Raw genomic sequence first — 11,034 nt, 5'->3', positions numbered from 1 at the left:
GTAAGTGTCTAGTGTTTTGAGGTAAATAGAAAATATTGAACTAACGGAAAATTCCGTTAGTTCTTTTTTGTATTTTGAGAGGAAAAATGTCAGATAATATTGAAATTGTAATGGATATGTCTAGGTAGGAAGGAGTAGAGCATGGAAACTGGAATTTGTAGACGATGTTCTTGCAACTGGGTTACACCTTGCATCAATGAAAAGTATGGTACTTGCTGGTGGGTAGATAAAAATAGAACGCTGTGTAGTCACTGTTTTTATGGATTTAATGATGACTCTTGTCAGACAAAAGTTTATTACAGACCAGGGCATGATTGGCTTGAGAGAGATTGGGAATTTGCTTGGGAAATACTGACAAATTCAAAAAGTCATTGGGTATATGATATGGAACATGATGTGTTGTGTGTGGTTGGTTTAGGAGATCATATTGGAGCCGTTAGATTTATTGTAAGGAATTTTTATGGACTTAATCGTATTTATCGTGAGGAGATTCCTAAATGGCAAGATATTATTGGGAATAATATGATTTTTTATAATGCAAAGGTCAATGATTCAGAACATTACGCTAGTTGTTTGCCTAGAAAGTATAAACATGTGGATTGATATGGATAATAAAATTATTGAGAAGATACAAAATCTTTTAGAATTAGCTTACGATGCACCAAACGATGAAGAGGGGCAGACTGCACTTCTGATGGCTCAAAGACTTATGGTGAAGCATAATCTTTCTATGAATGATTTAACGAATAGTAAAACTCAAAAAGATATTGGTGAAACAATAGGAACATGGGAATATAGACTTCCATGGTGGCAAGAAAAGTTGGCAGGTATTTTAGGTGAAAATTTTAGATGTAAAACGATAAGAAGACGACTTCCTGAAGACGGCATCACACAGATAATTTTCTTTGGATATCAATCTGATGCTGAATTTTGTAGTAAGGTTTACGAAGGTGCGCTCTTATATCTTAAATATCGGTTGAAACGACTTTTCCCTACAGTCTCAAGAGCAAGATGGAAAGACTATAAGAAATCGTACTTACTAGGTTTCTTAAACGGAATAGATCAACGTTTTCAGGACCAGGCTCAATCATCAGAAGAATTTGGTTTGATGGTAAAAATCCCAGCAGAAGTTTTGGAAGAACAACGACTACGTATGGGTAAATTAGAGAGTAGAAGCCTAAAAATCGAAATTGAAGTCGATTATGAGGCTTATATTGCTGGTTTTGAACAGGCAAAAGAGACTAGGCTGCTATCAGAAGAATTACTACAAGTATGAATATAAAGTGGCTTACTTAAAGAAAGGATCACATATGAAACAACACCAAACAAACTTCTCAAGGTTGACTAGAGACGTAATGATTTTCAATTTGATGAATACGATGGGATGGACTAGAAGCCGAGCTATTGCGGCTATTGAAGAGTTAGAACGAGCTCATCTTGTCTATTTTCCTGAAGCTGGTGGCTTGAGGTTACAAGTTGTAGGAGGATTTTAATGGCGGATATCACGATTGATCAACTAGCAACACAAACTTTTTATCAAATTCCAGAAATCTTTTTCACTCGTATTCAACATAACGAGAACGGCTATGTCAAATTGACTAGTTCCTATACTGGTCTTTCATCTGATGCCAAGTTAGCATATGGCGCTCTCTATAATCGTTGTAAATTAAGTATCAGTTCTTTTCAGAAGGGAAATAGAGATTACGTTGATGAGAACGGAGCGGTCTTTCTAATTTTTACAGTATCTGATTTAATGTTGTTACTAGATAAGGGAAAGATGAAGGTTACTAAGATTAAGAAAGAACTGCAAGAACATGGTCTCTTACGAGAAGTTAGGCAGGGACTCAATAAGCCCAATAAACTTTATCTTCAACTAGTGGATGCTAATTTAGAAATAGTGGAGCACTATTCAATCGATGGTGAGTTGTTAAAGAGGATAGATGCTTTTGGTAAAGTTCTCTATGAAAAAGAGTGTGATATAGAAAAAACACCAAAACCCCTCGGTAATAGCGGAAGTCCACAAAACGGACGTCCACAAAATGGACTTCAAAACGTCCATAAAACGGACGGAATAAATACAGAGAGGAGTCAGACAGAGTCCTCATACGATACTAATCGATACGAGGGCGAGTCATCTTTATCTGGTTTATCAATTTCTGAAGCATTTAAAATGGGGCAACATGGTTTTCTTTCTCCTCAACTAGTTCAGAAACTCAGTATGTTTGGAAAAGATGCAAAAATTCTTGAAAATAAAATCTATCAATCGAAACGTCAAGTTGAGAAGAATTACAACAACCTCTTAGCCGGTCAGGAAATTTATGGAGAGGTTTGGCTGCAAGATCTTGAACGTGAGCTTGATAAATTGATTTTCAAAATTAAAACAGGAGAGGCTGAAGAAAAACCAATCCAGAATGTCCCAGCCTACTTCTACAAAATGATGATTCGTTTTTGGAAGATGGCTCTACTCATCGAAAAAGAACAGGGCTTCATAGAGGTATCAGGACAAAGTGAGTACGCTAGACAATACCCTGCTGAGTGTCCTAGTCTGATTGCCCATTATTATCCAGACAAACTATCAGAGATTAAACTGAATCACTATTTAGCTGAGTTGTCTAAGAACACCGAAACATGTTAAAAGAAAGAGAGTTGATTTTATGGAATTGTTTAATCATCAAGAGAGAATTAACAGAGGACAAGCTATGAAAGCTACACCTTCCCAACCAGTTCAAGAGATTGAAATGATTGTAGAATATTTTGATGAAACGCTAGACAGTTAGGTAAAGGAGATAGAATGAAGCATGTTGACGACAAATTATTGCTGGTTGCTAAAAAAATGTGTAGCCCTGACGTTTTTAAACTGTATGAGTTTGAATATAGAAACCCTCAAGCAGTTAATCTTTTTAATATGATATTTGGGACAGTTTATTCTCCCTTTGAACCGGCAATAGGATTAAGTATGTTTGAAGATTACTTCCCAAAAAATTTTTATATTAACTTTTTATACGCTTGTACTGAACGTGTTTTGGGAGACGAAGAAACATTTTCACGATTTATTGAGCTAACAAATCTATCAATTAAATTTTTAGAGAAGTCTGATAATGTTTCACTTGATTTATCAAAAATCACACCTATTATAGAGGAGATATTGGCAGAATATAATGAGTTGATTGATGGATATATTCAAAGAGGTTTACTAACTGAAGAAGCTATACAAAATAAAGCTATTATATAGTATTCAACATTGACCTGAGCAAGTCATGAAACTACTTTTGTTCTTTGAAAATTGAATATCTCCACTGTCCTGATTAGCGCAGTCTAGGCATAAAAAGAAGAATAGGGGCGGTGTGTATCTAGAAAGTATATCTAGTGCTGACTGCATGATGTAAAGTCACGGTTGACTTGTCCCGTAAGACGAAAGAGTTTGCGATTTCTAAACTATAAATCGTGCGTAAAAAACACAGTAGAGATGTACGGCATCAACTCGGCATGGCTGTAAATCAGCCTTTGATTCAAAAAGGAGGACAATATGAATCAAATAAAATCAACTAGTGAGGTTACACTCACTGACTTAAGACGACTAGGTTTGCAAGGTGATGCAACCGCACGGCTTGCAAGTGGTGAAGAAATGAAATTAACTAGTAAGTATGGTCTTATTCCTAAAAAAGGATATGTGGCAGGAAAACTTCAAACTGTTGAAATGATTGCAGAATACTCTAAAATCTATAGAGATATACGCACCATTAAACGTGGAGATATTTTAGTTGCCAGACGAATTAAACAAGGAAATAAATCAATCTTACAGCTAACCGGTAAAGGTTATCACCGACCTAGCGGTAAAATTTAACAGATAGAGTCCTCATCTATCTGTTTCATCAAGGAGAGGAGATTTTATATGTTCTAAATATCCTATCTTTGATTAAGCGGATAGATGAATGAAAATCAAGAAAAAATTGATAAAAAACTCTAAAAATAGTAAAATAAAAGCATAAAATAAATATTTTAAGAACGTTTTTAAACAAAAAGGAGAAATCAAATGGAAATCATGAATGAAGTTAAGAAAGTTATGTTGGCTAGTGTTATCGCAACTGCAAGTGTTGGAGTAACGACGCAAGTTACTGCAGAAGAGGTAAAATCTTCAGACCAAATTTCAGAGAACCAACAAAAGACAGTAACTCAAAAAACAGTTACAGAAACTGATGTCGCACTCTCTCAAGCAAATGTGGAACAGGTAAACGCAGTTGTAAAAAAACAGGAGGAGATTGTAAAATCTAATCAAAACAAGGTAAACGATGCAGAGAAAGTAGTTGGAGAAGCTACAGAAGCTGTCACTCAAGCGGAGAAAGCTGTCAAGGAAGCTACTCCTAAAAATATCCAAGATGCAAAAGAAGATGTTTCTGTAAAAGAGGCTGCTGATAAGAAAGCTCAAGAAGAACTATCTACTTCTAAAGAGCAACAAAAGCTAGCTGAAAAGAATGTTACTGATCAGGAAACAAATGTCAAAGAAGCTACTAGAAAACTTGTTGACAAAACAAAAGAAGTTACAGATGCAAAACAAATTGTAGCTGAAAAACAAGCTATTTTAGACGGCACTGGAGTTTCAGGCATTGTTGCCAATGCTGAAGCAGCTAAGAGAAACTTAGAAATGAGTGAAGAAGCTGCATCACAAGCTCGACAAGATTTGGTGACTGCTAAAAAAGCGGATGACCAACGTGCTTCTAAACTGAAACAGGCAGAAGCAGAGGTAACGAGTACAGAAAGAACTAAGTTGGTGAAAGCGCAGGAGTTAGATCAAGCGATCACTAAAGCTACTAACTCTGAAAATCAGTATCGAGTAGCTAAAGAAAATCTATCTAAGGCTCAAAGTATTCTGGATAGTTTGACAACAACCTCTATCACTTATCCTGCTGGCTATGTTGAAGCTTTAAAGGCCTACTTCAATAACCCTACTGAAGAAAATTCAAAAAAATTACAAGAAATTGCCAAGAAAGGAATGACTGCTGCTGGATTTAGCTCGCCAGATGGTGGTGAGACTTATTACGGTAATCCAAACTCTCCATTTAAGCAGAGTGCAGCAGATAAAAAGACTGTGATTGCTGATGTCAATCATTTATCTGCTGAAGTTCAAGATGAACTTGCCATTTTTAATGCACATTTGATTAATGATTTCCGTCGATTGATGGGAACAGATGATATTCCAGTTTTAGTGAATCGAGATATGCAGAAAGTGGCACAGAAAGCAACTCAACTATCTACTAATCAGTACGGCCATGACATAGATGCTTTGAACACTGTTGCGAAAGAATTTGGTTTGAATCAAGGGAATCAAGGTCTGCTTGCTGAAAACATTGGCTTTCAACATGCAGGTGATGTAGTAACATTAGCTGATCTGAAACAACAGGCATACAATAACATGATTATGATGCTGTTTTATGATAAGCATGCTGATTGGGGTCATGCTTTAAACTTTGCAGGACTTGATCGTAAGTCAGTCACGCTACAGTATATCGGTGTAGCAACCCGAAAGACAGATCTTGGGTTGATTGCGATGCACTATGTTGGAACAGATTCTAAAACAATTGATTTGCTGAAAAATAGTTTCCATCAAAATGTAAAAGTTGATACTAAGAACAATCTAGCTAGTCTTCAGGAAAGAATTCAAGTAGCTAGGAACTCTGTGGCACAGGCTCAGGGTACTTATGATACTGCGGAAACGAATCGTAAGAATGCACAAGCTAGAAAAGAACAAGCACAGACAGAATATACTCAAGCAGAAGTTACTGCGCAAAATGCAGTGACTAATCGTAATGATATTCAGAATATTGCTTTAAAAACTCCTGAAGCAGAAGCTAAGTTGAAGCAGGCGGAAGCAAACCTTAAAAAAGCTGGTTTAGAAAATAAACAAGCGCAAGATGCTTTGGAACAGTTGAATGCAGACGTACAAAACAAACGTGAAGCACTTGCGTTAGCTAAAGATAAACTAGCTGAAAAACAAACTGAATGGAAATCACTGAATGAAGCTTTGACTGCTGAGAAAGAGGCTTTGATTGCTAAACAAGGTGAACTTGCTCGAATTAAAGAACTTGTCCTCAGTCGTCAAGCCTTACTTTCAGAATCAACTGAAGCCTTGAAAGCATCAAAAGAGCGAGTAGAAGTTTTGCAAAATGCACCACAACTCTTAGAAAAGGCAAAAGTTAATCTTGAATCTGCTCAAGAAGTTTTGAAAGAAAAGAAATCTGTTCTTGAGTTAGCACTAGCAAAACTAGAAACTGCGAAAGCAGATCAAAGAAAGGTATTAGAGGCTCATAAAGAGTTGTTGTCGGCTTATCGTGATTATCTGGAAGCACAGCAAGAAATTAAGCATCAAAAAGAGTTAGAGGCTCAGAAGGCAAGTATTGAGCGAGCTGGAGGACATCCAGTTCCAGTGATTCAAAATGGTAAGATTGTAAAGTATGTGCAAGATCAAGTTAAGAAGCAAGTTGCAAAAGTCAAAAATCCAGTCTATCAAGCACCTGTTGCAAGATACGAATTACCTAAGACGGGAGAAAAAACTTCAAGTCTTTGGTTCTTGGGAATGGTAACTATTTCACTTTTAAGTTTGTTGAAAATCAAACGAGAATCTAAGGAAAATTAAATTAAGTAAAGTCATCAAGGTTTCTTGGTGACTTTTTTGTTGGAGAAAGAAATGAAAATTATACATTTTAGGGCGAGAGCTCCTTCAAATTATGTCGAAAGTGAATAATATTAAATACTATATTAAAAATTAAGGAGAAAAAATGAAATTTAATAATGAGACACGAGCTTACGGTTCAATCCGAAAAACAAGACGATGGGGAACGTGTGGAGTAATTCTTGGTCTAGCTGCCTTAGGTTTGATGACTAGTCCAGTTAGAGCAGATGAACGAGTAAATCCAAATCCTGCTACAAATGCGAAAAGTTTACAAGACTCCCCAACGGTGGATTCTACAAAAGACCAAGGTAGTGCAGAAAAATCAACAGGTTCTGTTGAAGTTACTGTGGGTAGAGAAAAAGTAGAATCTGCGGTATCTGCTGCAAAAGAAGCAGGTTTAATTGTAAAAGAAACTGAAGTTGATGGTGGTTTGGTGACTAATTCTGAAGAGTTAGCTAAGAAAACTGCTGAGATTGAGTCTAGTTACGACAAGCAAGCAACTACTATTGTAGACGATTCTGGGAAGTACAAAAAGGAAGTAGAAACTCGTAAAGAAGAGATTAAAACGATTACTACTGAGAACAAGGAAAAGCAAGACTCTTATGACAAAGCGAAAGCTCAGTATGAGAAAGACTTAGCAGATGCTACTACTAAAAATGCTCAGATTGATAAAGAAAATCAAGAAAAGAATGAGCGTTTAAAAGCTGAGAAAGAGCGTGTAGCAAAAGAGAATGAGCGTATCAAACAAGAAAACGATCTTACTAAGTCCACTTATGAAAAAGCAGTAGAAGAAAAAGCTGAGAAAGATGCTGCTATTGATAAGGAAAATGCAGATGCAAAGAAAGCTTATGAAGAAGCTTTAAACCAGTGGACTATTGAAAAAGGGAAGTCTGAGGCTGACTTAAGTAAGTATAAAGAGCAGTTGGCTCAGTATGAGAAGGATTTAGAAGAAGCAAAGCGTAAGAATGAAGAGATTGGTAAAAATAACATTGCCAATAAAGAAACTCATGCGCAAGCAGTAGAAGCTCGTAAAAAGGAAAACGAAGGTATTCTTAAAGCTAACCAAGAAGCTTTAGCTGCTTATGAGAAAGCTTTAGCTGAGTTAAATGCTAAGAATAGTGAGATCGATAAGGAAAATGCTAAAGCTACGGCTAAATACAATGATGATATGCGTGATTATCAAAAAGCTCGTGAGAAATACGAGAAAGCTTTAGCAGAGTACAAGAAGAAGGTTGCTGAGTACAATTCTTTAACTCCAAAGGGTGAGGTCAATGGTGTTAAGGTAGTTGGTGATTTTGATGAGTCAAAAAGAGGCTCAATGGACTATTATTCTAAATTGACTGCTATCTTTGATGAAGATAAGACTCTAGAAACGGTAAACGGGGTATTAGGTGCAACTTCTGCAACTACTCTTACTTTAGATAACAACCTGCAGGAAGATTCCATGTCTATTAATGATGAGGTTAGGACTTACGGTGGTACTGTTATTAGGGGTATTCAGCAAGGTTCTAAATTTACATTACATAATATAGGTACAACGAATACTGGTAAAACTATCTCAGCATCTTTTGTTTCTAGAAATACACCTACCCCAGAACATAGGCTACCGAATAACCCAGAAGTTTACACTCGTCTGTGGGTTTGGTGGCATAAAGAACAAAAATCAGGAACTGGGGTTTCTCCTATTGGTTTACATGCTCAAAATTATTTGGATGTAGACTGGGATATCAACTTCTTTGATGAGAATACTAACAAACCTATAAATTTGGGATTAGTAAACATGTTCTCTGACTTGGATTTCAATCAAGCTAACCGTTACACTTATGAAGATGGTTCAACAGGGGTTGTTTTAAATCCTCCTGGTTCGAATGTTCAGGAGAAGGTTGTTAGAGGCGAGACTTTCTGGGCAGGTGTATACACAACAGGGGTTGTTGACTACGATGACACTAGTGGGTTAAATCGATTTAGAGTGGGGGATCCTGTTTATGGAGATAACGACTCTGATAGAAGTACTCCTTCAGGAACATATGCTAGTGCAGGTAAGGGTACACGTCACCGTATTCAGTATCTAGCTAATGCAGATTGGGGGTTAACTCCTTATTCAGAGTCTGCTTCTGCAGCGTATAGAGAGTACTGGCATAAATCTGATGCTAAAGAAGGTAAAGCTCCAACATCCGACCATGAAATTTTCAAATCTGCGTATGGATTCACATTATGGGGTGGTAATTCTGTAGTTACACAGTTAGTTCCTCCACCGTCGCCGCTAAAAATGCCAATTCCACCAAGTTTAATTCAAAAGGATAAGGATTCTATTGAGAAACCTACACCTAAGCCGTTATTACCAGAAATTCCACCAGTATCTGATACAGGTGAGATTCCTTTGCCAAAAGAACCTCCTAAACCAGCCGAATTTACAAAACCAAAACCTTTAGAACCTGAGTATAAGGAGAAGGATAAGACACCATTGACACCTCCAACGGAGAAACCGTTGTTAGATCTCCCTAAAGAGGAGCCAGATACTCCTCATGTTCCTACTCCTAGTGAACCTCCTACACCAGACTTAAAACCTGTGCCAAATGAGGTCGCGCTGAGAGAAATTGAGGTTACCTACACTCGCTTGAAAACTACACCTACTGTAGAAAAGTTAGTTAAGAACTCTGCAGGTACAAATGTGAATAATTCGTCAGTACCCAAGTTATCAGAAGTTGTGTGGGAGTTGGAAACTAAACCTCTTGCAGCAAACAGAAAAGAAACTACAATTTATGAACTAACAGACAACCTACCTCAAGGATATCGTTTAGATTTAGCAAAAACTGTAGCTCAAAACTCAGATTTTACAATAACTTATGATAAAGCTAAACATCAGTTAAAAGGGTTATTGAAGTCTGAAGGTTTAGCTAAAGTTAATTTGGATTTAACTAAAGTATTTACCGCACCTGTTCTTAAAGTGTATGGTACAGTAACGAATGATGGTGCAACCTATAAGAACAATTTCCGCCTGAATTTGAATAATGAATTTGAGTCTTATTCAAATATTGCTAAGGTAACAACCCCAGGTAAACCGAATGATCCTGACAATCCTAATAACAACTTAATCAAACCTCTCAAACACAATCATAACAAGGATGGTGTTATCATTGATGGTAAAACAGTTCTAGCTGGTTCAACGAATTACTACCATATAACCTTGGATTATGATCAGTATAAAGGGATAAAGGCAGCTCCATCTGCTATTCTAAAAGGCTTTGGTGCGATTGATGATTATCCAGAAGAGGCAGTGACTATTAATAAATCAGATATTCGTTATATTGATAGCGAAGGAAAAGAAGTTTCTGGTATTTCAGTGTATCAGTATAATTCTATTGAAGCTGTTGATAATGATAAGGTTAAAGCCTTTCTAGATAGTTCTGAGATTAAGCCTAAGGGAGCTTTCCAAGTATTTTTAGTGGATGATCCAGAAGCCTATTTTAACCAATATATCAAGGCAGGAAAATCTGTTACAATTATTGATCCAATGGTAACTAAGGAAGAATTGCGAAATACAGGAAAATCATTTGAGAATACGGCTTACCAAGTTGATTTCGGTAATGGCTATCAAACTGATACAGTTGTAAATAATGTTCCTACTGTTAAACCAACCAAAAAGAATCTTAACAAAGAAGGTGTTAACATCGATGGGAAACAGGTCTTGGCAGGCTCTGTCAACTACTACAAGGTAACGGCAGATTATAGCCAATACAAGGGCATTGAAGTAGATAAAGATCGTATTGGCAAAGGGTTCTATATCGTTGATGATTACCCAAAAGAAGCCGTTACGATCAATCAAGATGGTGTTCAAGTGACTGATTCTAAAGGTCAAGTGGTTAAAGGTTTGAAAATGGCTCTTTATGAAAGTCTAGAAAAAGCTCCATCAGGTGTACAAGAAGCCTTGAAGTCTAGCAATTTTACTCCAAAAGGTGCGATTCAAGTATTTGAGGCGGAGAATCCAGAGGAATTCTACAAGACCTACGTTCAAACTGGAGAAGTTCTGACTATTACTAATCCAATGACTGTTAAGAAAGAATTGGGTCAAACAGGTGGTAAGTATGAAAATACAGCCTATCAAATTGATTTTGGGATGGCCTATGTGACTGAAACAGTAGTCAATAATGTTCCAAAGATTGAACCGAAGAAAGATGTAGTGATCGACCATCTAAGCAAAGAAAGCTTGGATGGAAAAGAGGTCAAACTGAATCAAACATTTAATTACAAATTAGTTGGTTCCTTGATACCAAAAGATCGCTCAGAACAGCTATTTGAGTATAAATTTAGCGATGACTACGATGAGACACATGATGATTATCAGAGTGTTTACAAGGTATTTGCTG

At 36.8% G+C, this 11,034-nt stretch carries 9 protein-coding genes; all 9 read left to right on the top strand.

Annotation, left to right across the window (positions count from 1 at the left end; genetic code table 11):
* The first annotated feature begins 141 nt into the window (after window positions 1-141).
* Window positions 142-603: a hypothetical protein gene (locus OCF96_RS09595; protein ID WP_078748324.1), complete on the top strand. Its 462-nt coding sequence runs from the start codon at window positions 142-144 to the stop codon at window positions 601-603.
* Between the two features lies 1 nt (window position 604).
* Window positions 605-1,276 (top strand): DUF2786 domain-containing protein, encoded by a 672-nt coding sequence (locus OCF96_RS09590; protein ID WP_261447027.1) that lies wholly within the window; start codon window positions 605-607, stop codon window positions 1,274-1,276.
* Between the two features lie 34 nt (window positions 1,277-1,310).
* On the top strand, window positions 1,311-1,493 hold the full coding sequence (locus OCF96_RS09585) for a hypothetical protein (protein ID WP_261447026.1): 183 nt from the start codon (window positions 1,311-1,313) through the stop codon (window positions 1,491-1,493).
* Complete coding sequence (locus OCF96_RS09580) at window positions 1,493-2,635, top strand: replication initiator protein A (protein WP_261447025.1); 1,143 nt, start codon at window positions 1,493-1,495, stop codon at window positions 2,633-2,635. The genes OCF96_RS09585 and OCF96_RS09580 overlap by 1 nt, the downstream gene beginning before the upstream one ends.
* A 19-nt stretch (window positions 2,636-2,654) precedes the next feature.
* Window positions 2,655-2,777 carry a hypothetical protein gene (locus OCF96_RS09575; RefSeq protein ID WP_261097323.1) on the top strand — a complete coding sequence of 41 codons (123 nt, stop codon included), beginning with the start codon at window positions 2,655-2,657 and terminating at the stop codon, window positions 2,775-2,777.
* 14 nt (window positions 2,778-2,791) lie between these two features.
* Window positions 2,792-3,232: a hypothetical protein gene (locus OCF96_RS09570; RefSeq protein ID WP_261447024.1), complete on the top strand. Its 441-nt coding sequence runs from the start codon at window positions 2,792-2,794 to the stop codon at window positions 3,230-3,232.
* 294 nt (window positions 3,233-3,526) lie between these two features.
* Complete coding sequence (locus OCF96_RS09565) at window positions 3,527-3,844, top strand: hypothetical protein (RefSeq protein WP_084946241.1); 318 nt, start codon at window positions 3,527-3,529, stop codon at window positions 3,842-3,844.
* Window positions 3,845-4,033: 189 nt separating this feature from the next.
* Window positions 4,034-6,631: an SEC10/PgrA surface exclusion domain-containing protein gene (locus tag OCF96_RS09560; protein WP_261447023.1), complete on the top strand. Its 2,598-nt coding sequence runs from the start codon at window positions 4,034-4,036 to the stop codon at window positions 6,629-6,631.
* A gap of 142 nt (window positions 6,632-6,773) precedes the next feature.
* Window positions 6,774-11,034: SspB-related isopeptide-forming adhesin (locus OCF96_RS09555; protein ID WP_261447022.1), on the top strand; the 4,261-nt coding region annotated here is incomplete at its 3' end.

The sequence above is a fragment of the Streptococcus mitis genome, assembly GCF_946190065.1.
Classification (GTDB): domain Bacteria; phylum Bacillota; class Bacilli; order Lactobacillales; family Streptococcaceae; genus Streptococcus; species Streptococcus mitis_DE.
The sequence above is the reverse complement of the archived record's forward strand: the minus strand, read 5'-3'. Positions and strand labels throughout refer to the sequence as shown.

Bases quoted from the DNA above. Each gene is read 5' to 3' on its own strand.
- OCF96_RS09590 (WP_261447027.1), top strand. From the start codon at position 605: ATGGATAATAAAATTATTGAGAAGATACAAAATCTTTTAGAATTAGCT.
- OCF96_RS09570 (WP_261447024.1), top strand. From the start codon at position 2,792: ATGAAGCATGTTGACGACAAATTATTGCTGGTTGCTAAAAAAATGTGT.
- OCF96_RS09580 (WP_261447025.1), top strand. From the start codon at position 1,493: ATGGCGGATATCACGATTGATCAACTAGCAACACAAACTTTTTATCAA.
- OCF96_RS09585 (WP_261447026.1), top strand. From the start codon at position 1,311: ATGAAACAACACCAAACAAACTTCTCAAGGTTGACTAGAGACGTAATG.
- OCF96_RS09595 (WP_078748324.1), top strand. From the start codon at position 142: ATGGAAACTGGAATTTGTAGACGATGTTCTTGCAACTGGGTTACACCT.
- OCF96_RS09560 (WP_261447023.1), top strand. From the start codon at position 4,034: ATGGAAATCATGAATGAAGTTAAGAAAGTTATGTTGGCTAGTGTTATC.
- OCF96_RS09575 (WP_261097323.1), top strand. From the start codon at position 2,655: ATGGAATTGTTTAATCATCAAGAGAGAATTAACAGAGGACAAGCTATG.
- OCF96_RS09565 (WP_084946241.1), top strand. From the start codon at position 3,527: ATGAATCAAATAAAATCAACTAGTGAGGTTACACTCACTGACTTAAGA.